The following is a 23177-nucleotide window of genomic DNA, read 5'->3' as shown; positions in this document are numbered from 1 at the left end:
GAGCACGAAGCTTTTGCCTTGATTTTTCTTTATGTTCTATTGCATTGGTGTAGCCGCTCGTGCCTTTGTGGTTTTACATCTTAAATGGATGGCCGCTATGCTGATGGAGGCCGGTTTTCATGACTGCGGAGCCGGATTTTGATACTGAACAATGTTACAAAACAACACCGGTATTTCCCTGATTGTCACATTACAATAATAAACTTGTCACATTGATGTAATAATTTTGTCATATTCTGGTCGGAATACTTATGAGAGTAGCCGGAATATTACATGTCAATCTTATACGATGAGCTAACAAAAATTCTTAATGGCAAGCAATTAACGCCTCATTTTCAGCCTATTGTTTCCTTATATAAAAAGGAAATCATGGGCTACGAAGCCTTAATCCGCGGTCCTTCCGATAGCCCTCTGCACAGTCCGTTTAATTTGTTTGATACGGCTGAACGTTTTGATTTAAGTACAAAGCTCGAATATATCTGCCGCGAAGTCACTATAAAACGCTACGCGAGCTTGAATGTTAAAGAGAAGCTGTTTATCAACGTCAGTCCTTCGGTACTGTTGCAACCGGATTTTAAAAAAGGGGAAACGCTTAAACTCCTAAGTCGATTTGGTGTTGATCCCCGTTCTGTCGTTATCGAGTTAACAGAACACCAACCGACGGATGATTTTCAATTAATGCGCGAAGCGATTATCCACTACCGAAGGATGGGTTTTGAAATAGCAATTGATGATCTCGGTGCAGGCTACTCAGGATTGAGGCTATGGTCTGAATTACAACCGGAATATGTAAAAATAGACATGCATTTTATACAAGGCATTCATAACGATCCGATCAAACTTAATTTTGTCCGGTCCATTCAAAACATTGCCAGCTCTCTTAATTGCAATGTTATAGCCGAAGGCATCGAAACAGAAGATGAGTTTAAAGTCGTAGAGCAATTGGGTATTACGCATGCGCAAGGCTATTACTTTGCCAGGCCAACGGCCATTCCTTTAGAAAAAGTCGATAAATCGTTATTTATCATCAGCGTTCAAGCCAATCAATTTAACGCTACCAAAGCAGCTCATATCGCTAAATTTATAATGCCGGTTTCATCGGAAACCGCAATCAGTGAAGTTATGCGTTTGTTTCATAGCGACAGTAACTTAACCATTCTGCCTTTGGTTGATGATAATGTGGCATCAGGCATTATTTTTCGCGACCATTTTCTGTTCAAGCTGTTTTCCAGCCGCTATGGTATTGAACTTTATGGCAAGAAACCGATAAAAACATTCATCGATAAAGCCCCGTTAAGCTTCGATCAAAACACACCGATTGAATCGGTTAGTAAACAACTGACCTCGACAATGCGCAATGATCAGGCTTTTATTATTACCAATGACGGGGCTTATATAGGCATAGGCACGATACTGAAACTGCTTGAAGAAATCACCCTTCAGCAAATTCACAATGCCAAACACTCTAATCCTCTAACCTTATTGCCGGGCAGCGTACCGATCAATGAGCAGATTGACCAATTACTGGCGGCCAAGGTGCTTTTCAGTTTCGGCTATTTCGACCTGGATCACTTCAAGCCTTTTAATGACGTTTACGGTTACAGTGCGGGCGACGATATTATCAAGGCCGTTGCCAATACGCTGACTCAACACATTCCTGCAGAGAGCGGTCTGGTCGGTCATGTTGGTGGCGATGATTTTATAGTTATTTTTACCGGTAATGACTGGTTACAGTGTTGTGAAAATATTTTACATAACTTTGAAAAAATCGTTCCAAGCTATTACAAGGATGAAGATATAAAAACGGGCGGTATCCATACTGAAAACAGAAAGGGAGAAAAATGTTTTTTTCCGTTGATAAGTCTGTCGGTCGGCTTGGTGGATTCAGCTTCAACCAGTCAGTGTCAATCCCATGTTGATTTAGCCGATTTAGCATCCGAAGCAAAAAAACAGGCCAAAAAAATTGAAGGGAACAGTTTCTTTATTAAACATCGAATAGCGGCAAAAAGTCAGGAAGACTTTCAACCTTTTGCTTATGGACCGGTTGCAAAACTGCACGCGGTTAATTAACGCTTAAAAACAGATACGCCATTTCTTTTTATTTCGATACGAAAGTCCGGGAACCAGGAAATAACATCTAAAAGGTTTTAAAAATGTTTGGTTATATAAGCTTCAAAATACGCATACTGTCCGGTTTTCTTGCCATTATAAGTTTGATGATAGGCATTGTTGCTGTGGTTTTGTTTAATTTTTCGCAGACTCAACGCGACGTGGCGAAAGTAGACGATACTTTCCTGCCCAATGCGCTGTTAGCGGAACGAATGGCGACTTATACCTTGCATATACAACAACTTTTTACCCAGGTTTCGCTTAACCGGGACCCGGATGGCTATCAGGATGCGGAAAGAGCCGCCGAAGATTTTAAACAGGGCATCGCACAGTTTCGCGCGCGTTTGGGTGGAGATAACCTGGAACAAACAGCAGAATTACCCGCGACCAAGAGTGGCAGTGTTACTTCGGTGAATAACACCAATTCGTCTTCGGCAAAACTGAAAGAATTGGCGGCTCTTGAAACCGGTTTTGACTGGTATTACAGCGAAGGCAAGCGCATGACCACCGTTTATGCGACCGAGGGCGTCGAGGCGGGCAACCTGGTCATGAAAGATTTTAATAAATTGGCGAAAAACTTACGGACACAACTAAATAGAATTAAAAACCAGCAAGTCAATGACGCAAAAAATAACACCCACGCGATCACGGAATCAACCCGTCATGCATCCAAGATCATGCTGGCCATATCGTTGACCGGCATTGGCTTGGGATTAGGCATCGCGATTTATTTAACGCGTTATCTAAGCAGACAATTGGGTATTGATCCTTACTTTGCAAAAGGAATTGCGATGGAAATTGCCGGAGGCAATTTAACCCAGGATATTCAGGTTAATCAAAAAGACAGCAGCAGTTTGTTATATGCGATGAAACATATGCAGCAACAATTGCTTGAGCGCATAACGGCGGAACGCAAAGCGGCGGACGAAACCCTGCGCGTCAAGATTGCGCTGGATAATGTCAGTACCGGCGTCATGATTGCCGATAACGACCGCAACATTATTTACGCCAATCAAAGGGTGACCAACATACTTGATAAGACCGACACGGAAACCAGCCGTCAATTGTCAAAGTTCTCGGCCGATAACCTGCTTGGCGCCAAGATGGATGATTTCCATCAAAACCCCGCGCATCAGGCAAACATACTCGCCGCTTTAAGCGGTAATTATGAGGCCGAGATGACAGTCGGAGGGCGTTCGATGGTAGTGATCGCCAGCCCGGTCATCAACGAGCAAGGCCAGCGCTTGGGCACCGTGGCCGAATGGCACGACCGTACCGACGAGGTCATCGCGGAGAATGAAGTCGCTACGATTGTGGAAGCCGCTGCCAGAGGCAACTTTAGTATGCGTTTGGATATGGAAGGCAAGGACGGCTTTTTGCGTCATCTGGGAGGCGATATCAACCGGCTTATGCAGACCAGCGAAGCCGGTCTCAATGAAGTTGCGCGCGTACTGAATGCACTGTCCCGCGGCGACCTGACCGAAACCATCACCAACGATTATTCCGGTACCTTCGGGCAGCTCAAGGATGACTCTAACACTACGGTGGAAAAGCTAAAAGATATTGTCAACCAAATCAAGCATGCGACTGATGGTATTAACACAGGGACTAAAGAAATCGCTTCCGGCAATAATGACCTGTCGCACCGCACCGAACAACAAGCGGCCAGCCTGGAGCAAACCGCCGCCAGCATGGAACAACTGACTTCCGCGGTGCAGCATAATGCCGCAAACGCCCAACAGGCCAACAAGCTCGCCGTTGACGCATCCGACATAGCGGGTAAGGGTGTTGAAGCGGTCGGTCAAGTCGTCATGACCATGGATGATATCAGCGAATCTTCAAGAAAAATCGGGGATATTATTTCGGTGATAGACGATATCGCTTTCCAGACCAACATACTTGCGCTCAATGCGGCGGTAGAAGCGGCCCGCGCCGGTGAACAAGGCAGGGGTTTTGCCGTTGTAGCGATAGAAGTGCGCAATCTTGCGCAGCGCGCCGCGACGGCGGCCGGGGAAATCAAAGGCCTGATCAGTGAGTCGGTGATCAAGGTCGCCGAAGGCAGTAAGCTGGTTACCCAGGCAGGGCTAACCATGGAGGAAATCGTGGCTTCGATCCGCGGCGTTACAACCATGATGGCCGAAATAACCGCCGCCTCCGCAGAACAAAGTTCCGGTATCGAACAGGTTAATCTGGCTATCGCTCAAATGGATGATGTAACCCAACAAAATGCGGCTCTGGTAGAACAAGCCGCAGCTGCTGCGGAATCGCTGGAAGAGCAGGCGCAAAATCTGGTAGTTACGGTAGGCAGTTTTAAAGTCGATGGTAGCTTAAACAGTTCTTACAGCCTTATCACTCATACAACGCTACCTGTAACCAGACATAAAACTTCATTGGTAAGTGCTGATCATTGGGACGAATTTTAAAAAAAACCGTGAAAATTCAACTTTTATCTGGGATAGCTTGAACGCCATAATCCAGTATACTTTGTAGTAACAACACTATGAATAGCTGGGAGGTTTTATGAATCGCACAAGTTTGTTTACGCTACTGCTGATTTTGAGCGGTTTTGCAGTGACCGGCTGCGAACAAGAGAAAAAAACGGCTAAGGTAAGTCAAGCCGTGGTAAAAAAATATACGCAGGCTACTACCTTAGAGGGGACGGTCAGCAATAACAAAGGTGTGGTTAAAACCGGCACGGTAGAAGCGACCGATGAAAACGGTCATGTTATTACTCATGCAGCTGTGGACAATGGTCATTACAGCGTGGAAATTCCAGCCAATACGGTTTTACCGATTCTGTTGTCGTTTGCTTCCGATGCGGGCGCGGAGAAATTAGTGGTCGCAGTCATTCATGACACAATTACGAAATACGAAATAAATCCGTCAACGACGGCGGTCGCTAAAGCCGCAAAAGCGATGGGTGGCTATACGCATGCCAATATGACCCGTGCGGCGGCAGATACCGTACATACTCCCGATGCCAATAAAACCACAACCGGTTGGCGCGGTGATCCGACTACGCAATACGGCGGTTGGCATTAAGTTCTTCATTATTTCCGTAACCGGCTCAATATGTGCCGGTTCGGCGACAGTTTTATCTGCAGGCTAAGGCCTTTTTTCTGGCGAGTCGCGCATGGATAAACCATGCGCGACTCGCCAAGCTTCATTGAAATCTACAAAGTCTTCAAATATTCGATAATCGCCATTGCTCCGGCTTTATCATTAGACCAATCCAGTTTGAAAGTCTTGTCGCCATCCTGGATATTCCGGTCATGGCCGGTATTGCTGAGGGCGGCGGACAAAGCTGTGTTTAACAGATAGCCTTCTTTTCGGTCGGGGCTGGGTTCGATATTCGGATCCCAGGAAAATCCGACTTTTTCCTTGTCGAAATCCAGGCGGCTCTTGACGAAATGAGCGGGGCGTTCACTGGGCACCAGCATATGGTACAGGGTTGGTATGGAGCCGTTATGCAGATAAGGCCCTTGCGCCCAGATGCCGATCAATGGCAGCGCATTGTAGCCATCATGCTGCCTGGGGGATGTCATGGACAGTTCCTTTTTACCCTCCAAGGAAACGCCTTTATAGTCGGCGCAAGGCTGTTCGGGGGTACCATTCATATCCACTGTCAGGGTTGGGGAGCAAACCTTGGTAAAGCTGTTTTGAGCGCCTAGAGTAATCAAAGTGCCGGCTATTTTGGCGCGGCCTAAATGGGTGCCGATATTTCTATAGACTTTGCCGTTATTAGGTTGGTGACACGCAGCGCAGTTATCGGCAAACAGTGCTTTGCCTTTGTTGGCCAATTCCACGTCAACAGAAAAGGGATAGGCGGGGGCGGGGAGCTTGTCCAGTAATTGGTCGGAAAAAGCGGAGACGCGAACATCGATATTTTCAAAACCGATGGTTAGTTGCGCGGCAATATTTTTATAGATCGGCAAAGGAATATGCCCGTTCCATTGACCACCGCCGTTGATCAGGTCGGTTTTGTCCGGATTCCAGCGAGGATTGCGGGTATCCTGGTTCCATACCGCCATAATGTCGGTCACCCCTGCATGGGAGGGCAATGCGAGAGGGGCAAACAGCGTGGTTAACGGACTATTCTTCAGCGAAAAGTAGGCGTTCGCCGCATTGAACGCGATGGCGTCTTCGGTGCCGGGATAGCCTTGCATGATTTCCTTTTTAATTTCGGGATAGACTTTGTCAACGACTATGCCCCAGCCGCGGTAGACTTGTTCGGCGGTGTGGATGAATTTGGGGATGACGGTATCGGCTTGCTTTTTGAACAGGTCGATCTGGGCTTGTTCGTAAGCGGCGTCAAACTTCCGGTTTTCGTAACTGTAATTACTGTAGAAAAAGTTGGCGTCTTTCCGGTGGGCGGCATCCAATGCGGCAAGAAAGGTATCGATGACCCGTTTTTGTTGCTTGGCCGGATCTGTTTCACCTTGGTAGATTTTTGCCAAGGTTTGGGTAACTCTCTTGCGGAAGCCGATAACATTGAATTCCGCGTTGATGCCGCCATCCAGGTATTTAATGCTGCCGTCATCCAGTCGCACCCGGCCTATATGGCAACCGCCGCAGGTAAAAGAGGCAAAGTCGATATTGCCTTGCAGATCTTTCCGGGATAAGCCGCTAAATCCTATTCCACGCGGCACCGGATAGCCTGCCAGTCGCGTATCGTTGAATAAGCCGATTACATCAAGGAAGTTTTCTTTACTGCCCCAGAATTCCGGTGCTACCTCTGGGAATAGCTTGAGAATAATAAAAGGAATGCCATCGGTTTCACTGACGGGGAAATTGGCAAACCGGTCATAGGCGACTTGGTGCTGTTGAATATGTGCGTCAATGGCTTGGGTTCTTTCCTGCTGCGCCACTTGCCAGTCGGCCGGCACGTCATGAACGAGAGCAGGGGGTTTTGGCGCTTCCAGTTCGGCGCCGTCGCAAGCGGTGAGCAAACCGGTCAGAGTAAAAATATACAGGTATTTCATATGCACTCTCTTTTTATTATTGATGAAGAACTATGGAGTCTTGAATTAAAGCCGTCTGTTCGAATTTGCCTATGTGCCGGTGCTTAAGCGTCCTGAAGGCATCATTTCAGTAGCGTCAATGGTGTAGCTGCATACAAAACCGGTATTCATTTGGGCTGGGCCGGCTCAATCCTGCAAGCCTTGTTTTATGCGCAAATTTTATTATGTAGGCGTAGCCATTCATGCATTCAGGACGCGGGGTCGACAGAAACCGGATTGCAAAAATGATGGAGATTTGAAGACGTTTGCTTAAGTTTACCTTTCCTTTTCATTAGAAAGCAAATGATAGCCGTTAAACTTGACGCTTGTTACAAGTTTATATGCTTAAATAAATCGCTATTAAAAATAAAGACGTCTGTTATTTCAGGCTCTATTAATGACGACTTAAGGGCAATAATCGTCATTAATAACCTACAAGTTAAACTCAGCGTGCAGGACGGCTAGGATTTTGATCGCGCATTTTTTCTGGATTGAGCGGCCGTTTATAAATGCGCTTTAGATGATGTGGCGGTAAATGCTCAATTTTTCATAATTCCCAAAACCATCGCAATATGCGCCAACTCGGCGACGGTCGAAACTTTAAGCTTGCTTCTTATTTGCGTGCCGTAATTGGCGACGGTTTTATAGCCCAGACACAGTTCGTCGGCGATTTTATGGACGGTTAAACCTTTTGCCAGCAGCAGGAAAACGTCGAATTCCCTGGGAGACAGGGTATCGACAATGTTTTGGTAATCGGCCTCGCTGTTTTGCGGGGGCATGTTTTTCATCAGGCCCTGTTCTATATAAATCTTGCCTGCGGCTATTTTTTGTATTGCTTCCACCAGAATGCCGGGGGCGCTGTTTTTGGTGATGTAGCCTTTTGCACCGGCATTCATGGCCCTGTCCACATAAACCATTTCGTCGTGAACGCTAAACACCAGTATCTTGGCGTTACTGTCGCGGTTGCAGATGCGACGTATGCTTTCCAGTCCGCCGATGCCGGGCATGGATAAGTCCAGCACCACCACATCAGGCTGCTGGTCGAGGTACAGCTGACAGGCCGCTTCGCCCCGCTCGGCTTCGGCGATTACGTCAATATCGGCTTCGGCCGATAACAGCATCCGGAAACCGGCGCGCACCACGGCATGGTCGTCGACCAGTATGACTTTTATCTTGTCTTTCATGGCAGTGGAATCGTTGCGATGATGCTCATGCCTTGCTGCGGCCGGGTTTGTATGGTGAATTCGCCGCCCAGGCTATTGATCCGTTCCCTCATGCCCAATAAGCCGAAACCGGTCTTAATCTTGTCGACAGCGCAGCCTTGGCCGTCGTCGCTGACCTGTAGCCGCAGCGTTTTTTTAGGCTGATGCTCGACTTCCAGGCTGATGTCCGCTTGCCTGGCCTGCGCATGACGAACAATATTGGTCAGGCATTCCTGTACGATTCTGAATATTTGAATGGTGATTTTTTGTTCCAGACTATCGACTTCGTCGGGGCAGGCGATGGTAAGCTTTAATTCCGGGTTCCTGACCGACCAGTGGTTTAACAGGTCTTCCATCGTGGCTTTCAGGCCCAGTTCGGTTAATACGAGCGGGTGCAGTTGATGCATCATCGAGCGCACCACAGCCATTAAATGATCGCAGATGGCGACAATGGAATCGGTGGTTTGCTTGATGTCGACTTTCGCGCCCACAGCTCCGGCTTGGGCGCGCCCGGCAGTTACCGCCATGACTTTAATCGCAGTCAGTGATTGGCCCAGTTCGTCATGCAACTCCTGCGACAGTCGTTGCCTTTCGTCTTCCTGTATCTCCAGCGTGTGCTGGGTTAATGCCCGGTTTTCCTGCCGGCTTTTATCCAGCTCGCCGGTCATGTGATTGATCGCTTTGGCGATGCTGTCATATTCCTGAATCGAAAAATAGGGCAATTTTTGCTGATACTGACCGGTTTCAATGAGTTTCAGCGCGTCAACAATGATTGCAATGGATTTGAGCGCCTTATTAAAAGCCAGGTTAACGGCCAAAAAGGTAAACAGCGTCAACAGGAAAATCGAACTGAAAAAGGAAATGCTTTCTTGCCAGACTTCGGTAATTTCATCCAAGGGGTTGGCCTGGATGATCAGGGTGATTTGTTCGCCGCTGGAACCGGTAATTTGATGTTCAACTTTGGGGTAATGCACTGTCACCAGATTGATAAACCATTGCGGCGGTTTTTCGTCAGTATCGGTTTGCTGGTTTTTGTGGGGAAAGCTGATGATTTGCCCTGAAGGCTCTTTCAGTTGAATACTTAAATGGCGGGTTTGATTCAGCGAGTTAAGCTTCGGCAGCCAGTCGGTCTCATGAAACGGGGTCTTGGATGCTTGCGAGAAGCCGAACGTTATCAACTGCACCGCCAGGTTGATCGACGAATCGACTTCTTTGCTGACTGCGTCACGCGCTTGCCAGATGGCTATCGAACCGCCCAGTACCAGAATGCACAGGGAAGAAATCAAGATTCGCAGGTTGATTTGGTAACGCAGGCTCATAGATTTTGAAAATTCGGATTACTGGCAACATCGGGCTGATGGTATGCAAAACCCCGTCATTATTCATCTATGGAGATTTAATCGCTATAGGAAAAATTCTTTTTTTGTAATGCCCGTATTTTTTATTAAAAACAACTTGTAAAAAAATACGGGCGCGAATGCCCGGTTAGCGGAAGAAAGTACCCGCTTGCAGTTGTTCCGACTTGCCTGTCAGGGCTTGTTTGCTCTGCTTATGCAACAGTAAATAAACTTTCCCTGCGGCTTTTTGTTCGGCCTCTCCCCAATGCTCAATATTGCCGGCACAATAGTTTTGGTGCAGATGCTTCCGGGTTGTTTCGTCGTCTATCTTGGTTAATGGAATGATTTTTTGCCACGCAGCATCGGAACTGCACAACGTTTGCTTGGCTTGTCTGCCGGCGTCTAAAAACTGTTTGAGCGCCTGTTGATGCCGGTCCGCCCAACTTTGTTTAAATACATAACCCAGATTTGCGACAGATTCTGAAATGCCCAAGCCCTGTAAAATACTGCGGCCGTCAATCAGCGTCCGATAGCCTTCGGCCTCAAGCCTTGCCGCAAAATGCCAATAATTAAGCACCGCATCGATCCGGCCTTGCTTAAGTTGCTCGTTAAGCAGCGAAGGCGCGCCGAATACTTTTTCCACCGACGCATCAAGATCGATATCCTGCTGTTGTTTAGCCAAGGCTTGCAGCAACAGCCAGTTTTTATCCAGCTCGCCACCGGCAATGCCCAGGCGTTTGCCTTTAAGATCCTGTAGGGAATGAATGCCGCTATCGCTCGGCACTATCAAAGCCCCCGAAATATCGGAATAAGGATAAAAGGTAAAATCAGCCCCTTGTTCGCGCAAGCCGGACACCCAAATCCAGTCGGAAACGATGATGTCTACCTCTCCGGATTGCAAGGCGATCTTGCCGGCTTCAGCATTGGCAACATGCCGAATGTCCAGCTGAAAATCGGCATGTCCGGCTTTTAGCGCATCCTGCAACGCGGGCAACTCCCACTCCACTGTGCCGCCCGACTGAACGCCGATACGGATAAAGGTTGGTTCCGCCGCAAAGCTGCCGGTAGACAGCCATAGGCTTAACAGTAAGATTTTAAATTTCATGATTACAATCCTGCTTAAACAAAAATAATAGGTGACTGGCGTTCATTTTTATGTCGGTTACCAAGGTCCTCATTTAGTAACCGGAACGTGGGTTGTTAATGATCCGTAACTACTCCGCGCGAAGCACAAATTCCCTCTCCAGTGGGAGAGGGTAGGGTGAGGGGGAATCAAAAAAGGTCTTTTTGCTTATCTAATTCTCCTCTCCCCAGCCCTCTCCATCAGGAGAAGGAGTGAGTTCTCCGCGATTTTCGATTCGCTGAATAGTTACAATGATTCAAACCGTACCGGTTTGGCTATCAGCGGATTGCCGGTAATGGCTGTAAACAAGAGCAGCTGCGGCAAACGCGCTTAACTGCCAGAGATAACTGTCGAAAAAAGCGACGCAGACGGTTATCAGGCCGAGAAATATTCCGGTGAAAATACAGCGCCATCCTCTTTGGACGCCATCCAGGTAAGTCGTTAACGCCACTATTAACAGCACGATCAAGCCGGTTTCTTCGTGGAAGATTCTGCCCGAACTGTGATAGGCGTAAACCACAATACCGGCACATAAACCGCCGCTCCAATGCATGATGTCCCGGGTCAGTTCCTTGAGGTTATCGCGATGCTGCCTGAATCGATAATAGCCGGGCGCGATTGCGATAACGGTAAACAAAAACATCATAACCAGCCAATAATCGTGGCTCACATCCCGATAGCTAGTGCCAATGTAGGCGCCGAGAAGCGACAACAATAAGCGCAGCGTAAAAAGATTATGAGTTGACAGCAGTTTTTGTTTATTCATGGATGATTTCTCAAAAAAATAGATAACGAAAGGGAGTTACCGACACCCAAATCGGAGAGACTGTGAAAGTATTCATGTGGGAGGGGCTTTAGCCTCGACCTTCGGGGCTAAAGCCCCTCCCACGATCAATAAAACAATGACTGACAAGTCACTAAAATATTATGTGTCATATTTTCAAGAATACTTTCACAGTCTCCGGAGCTTGGGAATCAGCGAAAAAAATCGACGGAATAGATAGGCTATTGGCAGATAGGCAAGGCTTATCAGCAGCAATGCCGACAGTGCAGGTTGCCAACGAATATCGGTTTGCACCAGTTTTTCAGTCGCCAGTTTCGGGTTTTGTAATGCCTTATTCAGGTTTTGCAGGTCGGTCAACCGGGAGTAAGCCAAGCCGGATTCCGCGGCCAGTTTTTCCAAATAGCTTTCGTGCAAAGCGGTCAAATGTTCGTTGCCGACGGCGGCTTCGCTGCCGAACGGGGCGTTACGCGCGTTGTAGCCTTTGATTTGCGACGGGTCCAAATTGGATTGTCCGAACGAAGAGCGGTGCGGCACATCGTCCTGGTTATAAAAGCCGGTTTGTTTGCCTTGACTGTCGAACTTGGGGATAGGCACGGCCTGCAAGCCGCCAACGCCGACAATCATGCCTTTGGCTTGGCCTTTTATCGATGAAAAATCGCTTCGATAGTTGGGATTAACAGGCGGTGCCTCCTGTCCGTCGGTTATGAAAATAACTGAACTGTCGCTTTTTTTCAGCATGTCCAGCGTGCTCAACAAGCCTTTGGCGATATTGCTGTCTGCGGCCCAAGCCATGCGCCAGTCGACTTTACTGATGGCGGTGTCTATTTCCGTATAAGCGGAGCAAACCTCCAGCGGCTCGAATAACAAGGTCGAACGCCTTTCAGTAAACAGGCCTAGCCCGACTTTGGATTCGCAAGGTAGTTTTTGCAACAGTTCGCGCAAGGTTTCCTTGACAAAATTCAGGCGGCTGACGGCCTGATTATCTTGCTGGTAGTCGGTTGCATTCATGCTGCGGGTAATGTCGATAATAAAGGTGTAGTTATAGGTCGGGCTTTTTTGCAGCTTGCTGGGGTAGATGAACAGCACCAGCATCGCTAAAGCCGCCAACAGCAGGCACCAGGATCGATAATCTTTTAATGTATGGCTCATTGTTTTTTCGTTTATGTTTTATTTGTTCCCAAGCAACGTGTCACGGGTTGTAGGAGCGGGCCGCGCCCGCGATGAAGTAGTTATTGCTTTGCAATCGCTGCTCAAATGTCGCGGGCGCGGCCCGCTCCTACAGTGTCTTCGCGGTAAAAGTGTCTAAACTCAAGGCAAACCACGCGGAAACCCCGGCACCGTTGTCCACAACTGCGATTTCTGGTTTGTGGGTTCATCATCGGGCATGTCGACCCTGTCCATTTCCGGCAGTAAGCGCATCGCGACTTCAAGGTTGTATTTGGCGTCCCAGTTGCCGCTGCCCAATGCCAACGATTGCCGGTAGGCCTGTTTCGCCAAACCCAGCAAGGGCAGGGCCTCATTGATATGCGTGGCTTTTACCTGCTGTATGGCTTGCTCCAGATATAGGTTGCCGAGGTTATAGCGGGCTTTGGCCTGGAATTTTTGATCGCCTTTATCCATAACCAGGCTGAGGGTCGATAACGCTTCATCGTAACGGTGTTTTTGCTTGAAATAAAAAGCCCGCGCCAGCCGTAATTCCGGTTCTCCGCTGATCACTTTATTAACGGCCACGTCCTTTCCCGAGGTTAATTGCCTGATTAACTCATTGTCTTGGTGAATGCCGTACAGCATAGCCGCGCTATACACGAAAACCGTTAAAGCAAGCGCCAATAGGGCCCACAATGTCATATGCCTGATTGTTCTTATCATCGTTTGATCTCACAAAATTTTGCGCCCAGCAGAAGCAGCAACAATAGCGTCGCTACGCTGTAGCAGGCCGCCGATAAGTCCTGCTTGGGGATGCGTTCGACATAGTGCATGGGCAGGTTTTCCAGCCGGTTGATGTCGGCAATCGCCTGTTTTAACGCGTCCGGGCTTTCCGCTTCATAAGCTTGATAGGGACTGCCCAGTCCTTGAAAAAACTTGTGCAGATACAGTTCGGGCATGGCCCCAGCGTTGTCGTCCCGGCTGTCTTCAGGCTGATCGAAAATGCCGGGGCTGCCCGCAGTGCGCAGGAAAATCCAGTACAGCCGGACTTGTTGTTTTCTAAACCATTCACGCAATTTCAGTCCGCTGTCGTGATCGATCGCCGCCGCACCGTCGGAAACCAGCAGCACAATGCGCGAGCCGGTGACGGGTTGTTGTTCAAAAAACGAGATGGCTAGCCCTAAGCCTTTGCTGACATGGGTAAAACCCAGCGCCGGTGTCGCGGTCGCTGCAATCGCTGCCTGCACCGCGTTTTTGTTTTCGGTCAGCGGCATTACAAACAAGGGCGAGGTGCTGTATTCCGCGACTCCGATCAAATCGGTTTGCCGATGCTCGACAAAATCGGTCAATAAGCGCCGCGCCGCGGTAGCCTTGGACTCTTCTACACCGTTCGGTGCACGTCCGGCAAAGCTGTTATCCATGCTGCTGCTGCGATCGAGCAATAATACGATATGCGCGCCGTGGCCTATCCTTTCCCGGCTTTGTTCGGTGCGATGCAGGCCCGCCATGCCCAGCACCAGCCCGGCGATTGCCGCGACGGCGCATACCCGCAAACAACAGACGATAAAAACCGATAGCGTATCGGCGGGTATCAAGCTCAGCCACGGAGCGGGGCTTGGGCGCATACCGCTGTTGAACAGCGGCAACAGGGCGAATAGCAGGCCTGACAAGAACCACGGGGTATCGACCGTCAAATTCATCGGCTGCCCCGTTCGATTTTCCGGCAGCACTCGCAGAAGTCTTTTAGTTGTTGCAAATCTTGGGTTACCGCAATCATACCGTCGGAAAAAAAATAGCGGTTGGAGTAGTTGAAAAACCAAGCCAATTGGGAACTTACCTGAAGATACTGCGGATTACGCCGGTAAAAATCGCTCAAGCGGTTAGCAAACAGCGGCTGCCCGTTCAGGCTGTTCAAGGCCTGATGGACAAGGGTCAAGGCTTGCTCCATGTCGGCTTTGGACAAGCTCACCAATTTTCGCAACGCCCGCTTGAACACGGTACGTCGCGACATGCCGGGAAAGCAAGCGTATAAATAACCCAGGTATGCCGCTATCGGCGCAGCAACGCTCAGACTGGCGGCCAATCCATACAACGCCCAGTCATTCGCCAATAACGACGGCGGACTGTCGGGGCGCATGTACTCGCCCTGTTCGGTTTGGCGTACGACCAGCTCCCTTAAAGGGGACAGGGTAAAAGACCAGGCCGGTATGCTTTTGCCGACGCTTTTTTCACCCTGGCTGAGCTGCACGGTGAAGCCGGGCAGGGTTAATGATTTAACCTCCAGCGGGGCGTAAAAAACCTGGTAGCGCAAGTCGATTTGATAACGCTGTCCGCTTTGCTTAACCGTAATCTGGTTCAGGTTAAGCCAGCGGTTGATTTGTCCTTTGGCCGGTAAGCTGCCGGTTTGTAATGTGATACCTGAACGGGTCTCGATAATGATGCGCTGGGGAATTTCATCGCCGTTAACGTAACCGAACGGGCGGGGCGTTTCGACGTTAAAGTAGCTGACCGGCTCGTCAATCGAGCCGGAACAGCCCAGCAGCGAAAATATCAGGATTAATGCGATTCTCATGCGACCCTCTGCTGTAAATGACGATTAATAGTTTGGGTGCTGTAGCGTTCGGTAATAAACAAAGGCTCAGTGCCAAAAGCCCTGAAGCTGTTTTTCAAGTCGCGTTGGCGCTGTTGGTAGGCGGCCATTATTTTTTGTCGTAATGACGGGCGCATGAACAGCGTGCGGTTCGCATTGTTTTCCATATCCTGGAAGGAAATCAGGCCCCAGTTGGGCAGGGTGGCGTATTCATCCTGATTCCATAGTACAAGCGGAATCACATCGTGACCTTGCAACGAACCCAGCACGGCACGCAATTGAGCGAGCGGGAAATGGCAGTCGGATAACAAAAATACCAGCGAACGTTCGGCAGGCAGAAAGGCGGCGGCGTTTTGCAGCCCGTTTGCGCTGCCGCTAAAGGTCAGGCCTTGTAGTTGTTTTGCCAGTGCCGATACCCGTCCCAAGTGCTGGCCGGCGGGAAGCAGCCAGCGGTGTTCAATACGCTCGCTGCAGCCGATAAAGCCGAATTTGTCGCCGTAATCGAAAGCAGAATTGGCGGCGGTCAACAAAAACCGAATCAAGGTTTGTTGTTTATCGGCGTAGCCCATCGATGCCGACATATCGGCAAGCAGATAGACGTTGACGGTGCTTTGCTGCTGATAGACGCGCACCCGATAGCCTGAAAACGGGTCGAGTACACTGGCGCGCAAGTCTATGCGTCTGGGGTCGGGACTGGCAATTAGCGGTTCATGGCGTTTGAACAATTGTCCTGCACCGACCATTTGTCCGGGATGCGCTCCCGGATAAACGGAGCTTGATTGCCAGGGTAAGCGGTAATGTAGCGTTTCGGTCATGGGTTGGTTTTTTACGATTTGATGTTTTTATGTTGTCCACGAAAACCACGAAATAAAGCAATGGATGTTGTATTTTCTGGTTCCCAAGCTTCAGAGACTGTGAAAGTATTCATGTGGGAGGGGCTTTAGCCCCGAAAGTCGGGGCTAAAGCCCCTCCCACGATCAATAAAACAATGACTGACAAGTCACTAAAATAGTATGCGTCATATTTTCAAGAATACTTTCACAGTCTCTGAAGCTTGGGAACCAGCAAAAATATTTTCGTGTCTTTCGTGCTTTTCGTGGACTATCTGTGTAGGCCTTCCTAAAGAAGATGGAGCACGTTTCAAGGCGCAGCCACCTGGTCCAAAATTCCCTTGATCAATTCGGGCAGCAGCTGCTCTTTCCTATAGGCATACATCGGGTTTAAAAACAGCCGGTGCGTCATACAAACCGCGAAAACCGCTTGCAAATCTTCAGGCAATACATGATCCCGGTTTTCCAGCCAGGCGCGGGTTTTGGCCGCGCGGATTAAATAACTCATCGCGCGCGGGCTGGCTCCGGCCATTAATAATTGCGGCATTTCGACATCGGTCAGTTGAACGCCGTAGTGTTGCGGCCGATGCGTGGCTTTCCATAAACTCAGCGCGTAAGCATGGAGTTTTGGACTGGTTTGTATATGCTGTTGCAGTGACTGCGCCAGTTCATTGAGCCGGTAATAAATGCCGCTGTTACTGATGCCGCTGATGAGCTGGTCGGTATCGTGAAAGCGCGGGTTAAACATCAGCTCATCCAACACCGTATCCGAATCGGGCATATCGATGTGGATTTCCATCATGAAGCGGTCTTTGGCGGCCGCGGGCAACTCGAAGGTTTCTTCTTTTTCGACGCGGTTGCGGTCGGCAAAAACCTGGATATGAGGCAGTGCATAGTCGCGGTTAAACGCGTTGATGTTGCGTTCGGCCATTGCCCTTAACAGCAGGGCATGGACTTGCGGGCGGGCGCGATTGATTTCGTTAAAGAAGAAGGTGGCGAGTGTGTCGCCGTGTTTCAGCAAAGGCCCCGGATCGACGCACGGACGGCCTTGGTCGTTTAAATAGGTGTAATAGATCAAGTCGGCGGGCATCAGGTCAATGGTACCTTCAATCCGTTGATAGTCACCGCCCAAGCCTTGCGCAACCGCTCTTAACAGCGTGGTTTTGCCGACGCCGACATTGCCTTCCAGCAAGACATGGCCTCTGGCGAAAACGGCCAGGACGATATTCCTGACCGCAGGTTGCAGGCCGATAACGGTTTGGTTGATTTGCTGTTCAAACTGTAACGCTTGGTTACGCCAGTCGGTGAGTTGGGTGTCTGTGTTCATTGGCTATATAAAAAATCTGAATTTATCTGTGCGGCGAGATTGTGTAGGAGCGGGCCATGCCCGCGACCGATGCCTGAACCCCACAACTGTTTCCAGAATATCGCGGGCGCGGCCCGTTCCTACATGGCTGCAAAGAAAAAAGGGCATAAAATACAAACAGACTCATAAGGGGACGGAAGGGGTTGGAATGTATTTATGCCCAAACAATGATTACTCGATATCGTCTACGTCATAAACAAACTTGCCGGTTTTGGCCAAATGTTCCTGGCGTTTTTTGTTGCGCTCTTCCATTTCTATAACCGATTGAGCTTGTTTATTCAGTTCATTGACATCATGTTTCGGGTCGTACTTGCTGCCCGCCACTTTTTCCGGGTAACCCGGTTTGGGTTCCCAGCAAACACCCGGTTCGCTGCAATTTTGACCGTCGTAAGCGATGGCCGAATAGGACAACGCCGCCAACACGACGCCTGCATTCATTAAAAGCATTTTTTTCATGAGTTTTTCCTCTCTATTTTTTTAACCATTTGGCTTTTTTTGGATCGCCTTTGTAGATGTCCCGTATCCAGGACATAATCAACAGCATTTCATCGGTCGATAAATTGACATACTGCGGCCCCATCATGCCGTTAGCACCGCCGAACAGCACTTCGAACAACCCCTGATCGGTAGCGGCCGATGGATAGGTCCAGTAATCGTCAGCCAGTCCCGGCCCTAATTTACCTTCGGCTTCATGACCGTGACAGCCGGAGCAAGCGGGCATAAACAGATCGTGGCCTTTTTGTATGGCTTCTTTATCGCCGTTGTAGGGGTTCTTGCCTGTCTCCTTAAATTGATTGAAAACAGCCTCGTTACCGCCCGATTTGGCGACGCTCATATCCAGCGGTGCGCCGGTAATGGTATTGCGAAAGGTTATTTCCGCTAAAGCCGCCGTACTGATCAACGCAATGCTGACAGCCGATACGACGAGTAATTTATTTTTCTTCATGTTAAAACCTATTTTTTATGATTTCTCAGGCGCATTGGGCTCAGGAACTAAAGGGATGCCTTCTGCTTTCAGCAGCTCTGTTATTTCATCTTGATGATCTTCAATAACCTTATTCAGCTGAGCCAGTAAGGCCGGATCGTTTTTTCGAACGCCCATTGAAGTACTGTAATGAGAGCCGACTTTTTGACCATCCGCACGAACGCTATCGTCTGGGATCATTGTCATCACCAGCGGTGTTGACGATGCTTTAACATAACGCGCGGCAGACGGCCCCCAAAGGGCGGCAACCTCGGCATGGCCCGATGAAATTTCAGAGACCAGTTTCGATGTTTCATATTTGATGTACTGGTTGCGTGCAGATTTAAAACCCACCAGCTCCTGAGAATAATTGAACATATCGTTGTAACGCCCGATAGCCTTCATCATCACTTCCGGCGGTGTGCCGGGTACAAAAGCGATGCGTTTTACCTTGCGTAAAGCTTCGCTATCCCAATTAAGCAAATCCAGATGATCGGCTTCGCGCGAGATAAAAACATAGCCGGAACGGTAATAAGGCTGGGTGGTTAAAACCCTGGGATCGCCTTTATCGACGCCTATCGCCACATCGCACAGTCCTTTATCCAGCGTGTCCCGTATGTAGTAACGCGGATCACTCCAAGTAAGGTATTTGACTTTTTTGCCCAGTGCTTTGCCGACCAATTCCGCCAATTTATTCTCGAAGCCTTCGCCTGCCTTATTGGAATAAGGCATTTCGTTTTCCGCAGCGCAGACCTTTAACGGTTTGTTTTCTTCAGCGCTGGCTTGGGTTACGGCTAAGCTTGTCCCCAGACATAAGGCTGTTATGAAAAACTTGTTTTTATGCATATTTACTCTCATTAATGCCGGTTTAAATAGGTGCGGATAAATCCGCACCTATATGTGGTTTTAATAGCCCAATGCAAAGACCATCACACCACCGCCTTGTTGCGTGTAGTGAGCCAGTTCTTTAAACGCACCGACTGCGCCCAAACCTGCGGTAGGATCTTGCAAGTCGAACACTAAACCAACGCCGGGCCAGCCGCCGACACCGTAGTAAATCGCCACATATTGTTTGCCTTTGTGTCCGAAGGTAATCGGGTGACCGATAACGCCGGAGGGTAGTTTGAATTTCCACAATTCTTTGCCATTGCGTGAATCCAAGGCTTTGATGTAACCGTCCAAAGTACCGTAGAAAACCAGGTCGCCCGCGGTTGCGGTGGTGCCGCCCCAGACTGCGAATTTTTCCTTGATTTCCCATTCGAATTTGCCGGTCACGGAGTTCATCGCTTTAACTTGTCCCAAGGTGCCTTTAGGTCCCGGATACATGTTCAGCGTCGCGCCGACAAAGAACTGGCCTGCGCGGTAAGGCAGCATGAACGGTTCCCAGTCCATGCAGATATGGTTGGTGCCCATGAAGAACAGTTTCTTGTTCGGATCGTACGATTCGATGCCCTGGTTGTGGTAACCCATCGCGGACGGACAAATGCCTTTGGCTTCGTGATCCATGTGCGTGGAAAACTCGGGATCGCGAACCGGCAGGCCGGTTTTCAGGTCGACTTTTTTAACCCAGTTGACGGTATCGTCGATTTTAAACGCGTTGACCAAGTTGCCGTTTTCACGGTTCAGCGTATAAACCAAGCCGTTGCGGTCGGGGTGGGTCAGCAGTTTGGTCATTTTACCGTCAACCAGCTGCTCCGATAAGCCCATGTAGTTGACGCCGGCGTAATCCCATTCGTCATGCGGCGTTTTTTGGTAACCGAATTTGGCTTCGCCGGTATTGACGTCGCGGCCCCAGATGGTCATTGTCCATTTGTTGTCGCCGGGGCGCATGGTTTCATTCCACGGCGCCGGGTTGCCTGAGCCGTAATAGAGCATGTCCAGGTCGGGATCGAACGCATACCAGCCCCAGTTGGTGCCGCCGCCGATTTTCCAGGCATCGCCTTCCCAGGTTTTAAGGCCCAGGCCGAATTGGCCGTAATGCGGGTTGGCGCTGTTAAAATCCTTGGCCAGTTTGATGTCGGCGTCAGGGCCGGTGGCGTAAACGCGCCATGCCTGTTTGCCGTCTTTGATGTTATAGGCGGTGGCATAGCCTCTTACGCCCAATTCCGCGCCTGAGCTACCGACAATGACTTTATCTTTAGCGACAAAAGGCGCGACGGTCAGTGTGGAGCCCATCGCGATGTCGGAGTTTTCCATTTTCCACAACAACTCGCCTGTTTTCGCATTTAACGCAACGATATGGCCGTCCAGTTGATTTTGGAAAATAGTGGCCGGATAACCGTCACCGGCGGGCGCGTAGGCCAAGCCCCTGTTGACTACGTCGCAACAGGCTACGGCACGGGCAGCGGGATTTTGTTTAGGCTTGTGCTCCCATAAAATTTTGTCCGGCTGATCCAGGTCGATTGCGAAAATATTGTTAGGGAACGGCGTATGCACATACATAATGCCGTCAACGACCAGCGGCCCGCCTTCATGCCCGTTCAGAACACCTGTAGAAAACGACCAGACCGGTTGTAGATGCTGGACGTTGTGCGCGTTAATCTGGGTCATTTCACTAAAGTGGGTTGCACCGTAGTCTTTGGTCTGCATGACCCAGTTAGTATCTTCTTTTGACAGTCTATCCAGGGCTTTGTTGGCTTGTGCCGGTATCGAAACCGATAATAAGGCGCCGCTACAAACAGCGGATGCGACAGCAGTGCGGGTGAATTTGGAAATCCGCATAGTTCCTCCAGGGGTTATGATTGTTGTACTTATATGAAGCCAGCCCGTGCGCATCAATAAAGTTTAAGTAAGGTAACCAGCTTTCTTGATCAAAACGTTTGCAATGCTTTATTGAGATGCAGGGCTGAACAGGCGGTCATGGTACGGGAGCGGTTGCTTACAGCGTTACGGAATAAGCCCGGAAAAATACGGGAAAAATACCCGAAATAAACCAAGAAAACTTCCTTGTCTATTCGTGGTATAGAACAGGAAAAGCTCCTATCGATTTAGCGTTTATAAACAGGCATGATGTCTGTTTTGACACGTTATGGGATAAAGTAATGACGGGGAAGATTAGTGTTTTATTGGTGGATGATCATGCCGTGGTTAGAACGGGTTACAAAGCCTATCTTGCCTTATCCGAAAAAATCGGCCAGATTTATGAGGCGGATCGCGGGGAAGTCGCCTGCCAAATTTACAATCAGCATCAACCCGATATTGTGGTGATGGATTTATCGATGCCGGGCATAGGCGGTTTTGAGAGTATCAGAAGGCTGATTAATCGTAATCCGCATTGTAAAATTTTGGTATTCAGCATTCACAATGAACTGGTGTATGTGACGCGCGCGCTGATGGCCGGAGCCAAAGGTTATATCACCAAAAACAGCGCGCCTGAAACGCTGGTTACGGCGGTCTATAAAATTGCCAAGGGCGGTACTTATGTCGATCCTGATATTGCCCAACAACTGGCTGTTTCTATGGTTGGCGAACAGGACGAATCGGAAAAAATAAAAACGCTTTCTCCGAGGGAGTTCGATGTATTCTGTTTGCTGGCGAATGGCTATACGGTCCGCAAGGCGGCGGAAAAGCTGTGTTTAAGTTACAAAACGGTATGCAATCACGGTACCGTGATTAAGGAAAAAATGGGCGCGGAGACACTGGCCGAACTGACCTTGCTGGCAAGCAGGCAAGGTCTTATTGAAGCGCACGAAAATTAAAGGGGAGAAGAATCTCTTGCGCTTCATATCCACACTGTAAATGTATTGATTAATTCACCACGAAGACAAGCGCGCCAGGATTTTTCGCGAAAGCTAAAATGGATCCGTCCGATTTTAGCAGCGAAAAATGACCTGACCATTAATGTCTGCGGTGGCCCGCGTTCGTCCTCCTACCGTCACGGCACACAACTTCGCGTTGCTACGCTGTGCGCCATGACTCCCGTAATGACTTGGCACCGTATCGGATGGCCTTGTATTTTGACTACGCTTACTCTAACGCTACAACTTCGTCAAAACGCCCGGCCGCTACGGCTACGCGGGGGTCGTCGTACACCGCTCCACTAGCGTTACGCTTCCTGTACTCCTTCCACGAAGTTCACGAAGAAAAAACAAGATAAAAACTTCGTGAACTTCGTGTCTTCGTGGTGATGTCTAAAGTTGACGCCTGTGAGAGGCAATCAGTCTTATTTTTCCAGTTTTTGCTTCAGTCCAGCCAGACCGGTCTTGAAAAACTCATTCATCGCTTTAACTGCCGCCGCATCATTCAGGGATTCAGGCGGTGTATTGCCGGTGTCGCCGCGGTAGAAGCGGCTTTTTAGCGTAACCACGCTGGTATTGGCATCGGCTCCGGCTGTCACTTGAATATTGATGGTGTAGGAGCTGGCCGGAAACGCGGTTACATTTTCTGTTTTAAGGCGGTAGTTATATTCATGATCCTTGTCGCTGTAAAAATCCAGGTTTTCCACCAGTTGACCGCCATTTTTCAGGGTAATGGTCCGGGTGCCGTCGGAGGCGTTTTTTCCGTCGCCCGAGCTGGCTTTGACATCGGGGTGCCAGCTTGCAATATCGTCGAATTGCTTGATTGCGTTCCAGGTCGTATCGACCGGTGCATTGATAGTGATGCTTTCTTTGGCTTTTTGCGGGGTAGGGCCGTGAGCAATTGACGCAATGGGGAATAATAGGAAGCTCAATAATGTTAAGGTTAAACGGTTCATGTCATTAAATATCATTAGTTAAATAATCCATTA

Annotated in this window: 20 protein-coding genes; 4 read left to right on the top strand and 16 right to left on the bottom strand. The window is 49.2% G+C overall.

The features are described from left to right. Positions 1-273: 273 nt before the first annotated feature. From V7051_RS07015 to V7051_RS07005, 3 genes are all read left to right on the top strand, one after another. Positions 274-2070 (top strand): GGDEF domain-containing protein, encoded by a 1797-nt coding sequence (locus tag V7051_RS07015; RefSeq protein WP_333874227.1) that lies wholly within the window; start codon positions 274-276, stop codon positions 2068-2070. A gap of 83 nt (positions 2071-2153) precedes the next feature. Continuing rightward, complete coding sequence (locus V7051_RS07010; protein ID WP_333874226.1) at positions 2154-4532, top strand: methyl-accepting chemotaxis protein; 2379 nt, start codon at positions 2154-2156, stop codon at positions 4530-4532. Between the two features lie 97 nt (positions 4533-4629). Then, entirely contained in the window at positions 4630-5151 is a 522-nt protein-coding gene (locus tag V7051_RS07005; RefSeq protein WP_333874225.1) for a hypothetical protein, read from the top strand. A 131-nt stretch (positions 5152-5282) separates the two neighbouring features. On the opposite strand, the gene V7051_RS07000 is transcribed toward V7051_RS07005, so the two are convergent. The 15 genes from V7051_RS07000 to V7051_RS06930 all read right to left on the bottom strand — a co-directional run bounded on the left by V7051_RS07000 (position 5283) and on the right by V7051_RS06930 (position 21172). Continuing rightward, complete coding sequence (locus tag V7051_RS07000; RefSeq protein ID WP_333874224.1) at positions 5283-7091, bottom strand: c-type cytochrome; 1809 nt, start codon at positions 7089-7091, stop codon at positions 5283-5285. 557 nt (positions 7092-7648) lie between these two features. Further along, positions 7649-8293, bottom strand: coding sequence for a response regulator transcription factor (locus tag V7051_RS06995; protein WP_333874223.1), 645 nt, complete (start codon positions 8291-8293; stop codon positions 7649-7651). Beyond that, a complete protein-coding gene (locus V7051_RS06990; protein WP_333874222.1) occupies positions 8290-9630 on the bottom strand; it encodes a sensor histidine kinase in 1341 nt (446 codons plus the stop codon). Before V7051_RS06990 ends, V7051_RS06995 begins: the two co-directional genes overlap by 4 nt. 166 nt (positions 9631-9796) lie before the next feature. Then, the gene (locus V7051_RS06985; RefSeq protein ID WP_333874221.1) at positions 9797-10753 is read right to left on the bottom strand and encodes an ABC transporter substrate-binding protein; all 957 of its coding nucleotides are present in this window, start codon (positions 10751-10753) and stop codon (positions 9797-9799) included. Positions 10754-11027: 274 nt separating this feature from the next. Further along, positions 11028-11537 (bottom strand): hypothetical protein, encoded by a 510-nt coding sequence (locus tag V7051_RS06980; protein WP_333874220.1) that lies wholly within the window; start codon positions 11535-11537, stop codon positions 11028-11030. Between the two features lie 186 nt (positions 11538-11723). Beyond that, positions 11724-12704 (bottom strand): vWA domain-containing protein, encoded by a 981-nt coding sequence (locus tag V7051_RS06975; protein ID WP_333874219.1) that lies wholly within the window; start codon positions 12702-12704, stop codon positions 11724-11726. 159 nt (positions 12705-12863) lie between these two features. Beyond that, the gene (locus tag V7051_RS06970) at positions 12864-13424 is read right to left on the bottom strand and encodes an MxaK protein (protein WP_442919635.1); all 561 of its coding nucleotides are present in this window, start codon (positions 13422-13424) and stop codon (positions 12864-12866) included. Further along, positions 13421-14401, bottom strand: a complete 981-nt coding sequence (locus tag V7051_RS06965) for a vWA domain-containing protein (protein ID WP_333874217.1) — start codon at positions 14399-14401, stop codon at positions 13421-13423. Before V7051_RS06965 ends, V7051_RS06970 begins: the two co-directional genes overlap by 4 nt. Further along, entirely contained in the window at positions 14398-15273 is an 876-nt protein-coding gene (locus tag V7051_RS06960) for a nonribosomal peptide synthetase MxaA (RefSeq protein WP_333874216.1), read from the bottom strand. The genes V7051_RS06965 and V7051_RS06960 overlap by 4 nt, the downstream gene beginning before the upstream one ends. Then, entirely contained in the window at positions 15270-16106 is an 837-nt protein-coding gene (locus tag V7051_RS06955; RefSeq protein ID WP_333874215.1) for a DUF58 domain-containing protein, read from the bottom strand. Before V7051_RS06955 ends, V7051_RS06960 begins: the two co-directional genes overlap by 4 nt. 325 nt (positions 16107-16431) lie before the next feature. Beyond that, positions 16432-17448, bottom strand: coding sequence for an AAA family ATPase (locus tag V7051_RS06950; RefSeq protein WP_333874214.1), 1017 nt, complete (start codon positions 17446-17448; stop codon positions 16432-16434). Between the two features lie 210 nt (positions 17449-17658). Continuing rightward, a complete protein-coding gene (locus tag V7051_RS06945; RefSeq protein WP_333874213.1) occupies positions 17659-17943 on the bottom strand; it encodes a methanol dehydrogenase [cytochrome c] subunit in 285 nt (94 codons plus the stop codon). Positions 17944-17956: 13 nt separating this feature from the next. Next, positions 17957-18433: a cytochrome c(L), periplasmic gene (moxG, locus tag V7051_RS06940; protein WP_333874212.1), complete on the bottom strand. Its 477-nt coding sequence runs from the start codon at positions 18431-18433 to the stop codon at positions 17957-17959. A 15-nt stretch (positions 18434-18448) separates the two neighbouring features. Next, positions 18449-19297 carry a methanol oxidation system protein MoxJ gene (moxJ, locus tag V7051_RS06935; protein WP_333874211.1) on the bottom strand — a complete coding sequence of 283 codons (849 nt, stop codon included), beginning with the start codon at positions 19295-19297 and terminating at the stop codon, positions 18449-18451. A gap of 60 nt (positions 19298-19357) precedes the next feature. Further along, a complete protein-coding gene (locus tag V7051_RS06930; RefSeq protein ID WP_333874210.1) occupies positions 19358-21172 on the bottom strand; it encodes a methanol/ethanol family PQQ-dependent dehydrogenase in 1815 nt (604 codons plus the stop codon). Positions 21173-21492: 320 nt separating this feature from the next. Between V7051_RS06930 and V7051_RS06925 the strand changes: the two genes are divergently transcribed. Further along, the gene (locus V7051_RS06925) at positions 21493-22149 is read left to right on the top strand and encodes a response regulator transcription factor (RefSeq protein WP_333874209.1); all 657 of its coding nucleotides are present in this window, start codon (positions 21493-21495) and stop codon (positions 22147-22149) included. Between the two features lie 464 nt (positions 22150-22613). Here the strand turns inward: V7051_RS06925 and V7051_RS06920 are convergent, their stop codons facing one another. Continuing rightward, the gene (locus V7051_RS06920; RefSeq protein ID WP_333874208.1) at positions 22614-23144 is read right to left on the bottom strand and encodes an SRPBCC family protein; all 531 of its coding nucleotides are present in this window, start codon (positions 23142-23144) and stop codon (positions 22614-22616) included. Positions 23145-23177: the final 33 nt, after the last annotated feature.

Source organism: Methylobacter sp., from assembly GCF_036845245.1.
In the GTDB taxonomy this organism is placed as follows: Bacteria; Pseudomonadota; Gammaproteobacteria; order Methylococcales; family Methylomonadaceae; genus Methylobacter_A.
This window is presented reverse-complemented; position numbering and strand designations above follow the sequence as displayed.

What these genes read in the sequence shown, in the direction of transcription:
- V7051_RS06920 (WP_333874208.1), bottom strand. Translation starts at nt 23,144, where the DNA reads ATGAACCGTTTAACCTTAACATTATTGAGCTTCCTATTATTCCCCATT.
- V7051_RS06990 (WP_333874222.1), bottom strand. Translation starts at nt 9,630, where the DNA reads ATGAGCCTGCGTTACCAAATCAACCTGCGAATCTTGATTTCTTCCCTG.
- V7051_RS06980 (WP_333874220.1), bottom strand. Translation starts at nt 11,537, where the DNA reads ATGAATAAACAAAAACTGCTGTCAACTCATAATCTTTTTACGCTGCGC.
- V7051_RS07010 (WP_333874226.1), top strand. Translation starts at nt 2,154, where the DNA reads ATGTTTGGTTATATAAGCTTCAAAATACGCATACTGTCCGGTTTTCTT.
- V7051_RS07005 (WP_333874225.1), top strand. Translation starts at nt 4,630, where the DNA reads ATGAATCGCACAAGTTTGTTTACGCTACTGCTGATTTTGAGCGGTTTT.
- V7051_RS06955 (WP_333874215.1), bottom strand. Translation starts at nt 16,106, where the DNA reads ATGACCGAAACGCTACATTACCGCTTACCCTGGCAATCAAGCTCCGTT.
- V7051_RS06970 (WP_442919635.1), bottom strand. Translation starts at nt 13,424, where the DNA reads ATGATAAGAACAATCAGGCATATGACATTGTGGGCCCTATTGGCGCTT.
- V7051_RS06995 (WP_333874223.1), bottom strand. Translation starts at nt 8,293, where the DNA reads ATGAAAGACAAGATAAAAGTCATACTGGTCGACGACCATGCCGTGGTG.
- V7051_RS06975 (WP_333874219.1), bottom strand. Translation starts at nt 12,704, where the DNA reads ATGAGCCATACATTAAAAGATTATCGATCCTGGTGCCTGCTGTTGGCG.
- V7051_RS06945 (WP_333874213.1), bottom strand. Translation starts at nt 17,943, where the DNA reads ATGAAAAAAATGCTTTTAATGAATGCAGGCGTCGTGTTGGCGGCGTTG.
- V7051_RS07000 (WP_333874224.1), bottom strand. Translation starts at nt 7,091, where the DNA reads ATGAAATACCTGTATATTTTTACTCTGACCGGTTTGCTCACCGCTTGC.
- moxJ (WP_333874211.1), bottom strand. Translation starts at nt 19,297, where the DNA reads ATGCATAAAAACAAGTTTTTCATAACAGCCTTATGTCTGGGGACAAGC.
- V7051_RS06960 (WP_333874216.1), bottom strand. Translation starts at nt 15,273, where the DNA reads ATGAGAATCGCATTAATCCTGATATTTTCGCTGCTGGGCTGTTCCGGC.
- moxG (WP_333874212.1), bottom strand. Translation starts at nt 18,433, where the DNA reads ATGAAGAAAAATAAATTACTCGTCGTATCGGCTGTCAGCATTGCGTTG.
- V7051_RS06950 (WP_333874214.1), bottom strand. Translation starts at nt 17,448, where the DNA reads ATGAACACAGACACCCAACTCACCGACTGGCGTAACCAAGCGTTACAG.
- V7051_RS07015 (WP_333874227.1), top strand. Translation starts at nt 274, where the DNA reads ATGTCAATCTTATACGATGAGCTAACAAAAATTCTTAATGGCAAGCAA.
- V7051_RS06965 (WP_333874217.1), bottom strand. Translation starts at nt 14,401, where the DNA reads ATGAATTTGACGGTCGATACCCCGTGGTTCTTGTCAGGCCTGCTATTC.
- V7051_RS06925 (WP_333874209.1), top strand. Translation starts at nt 21,493, where the DNA reads ATGACGGGGAAGATTAGTGTTTTATTGGTGGATGATCATGCCGTGGTT.
- V7051_RS06930 (WP_333874210.1), bottom strand. Translation starts at nt 21,172, where the DNA reads ATGCGGATTTCCAAATTCACCCGCACTGCTGTCGCATCCGCTGTTTGT.
- V7051_RS06985 (WP_333874221.1), bottom strand. Translation starts at nt 10,753, where the DNA reads ATGAAATTTAAAATCTTACTGTTAAGCCTATGGCTGTCTACCGGCAGC.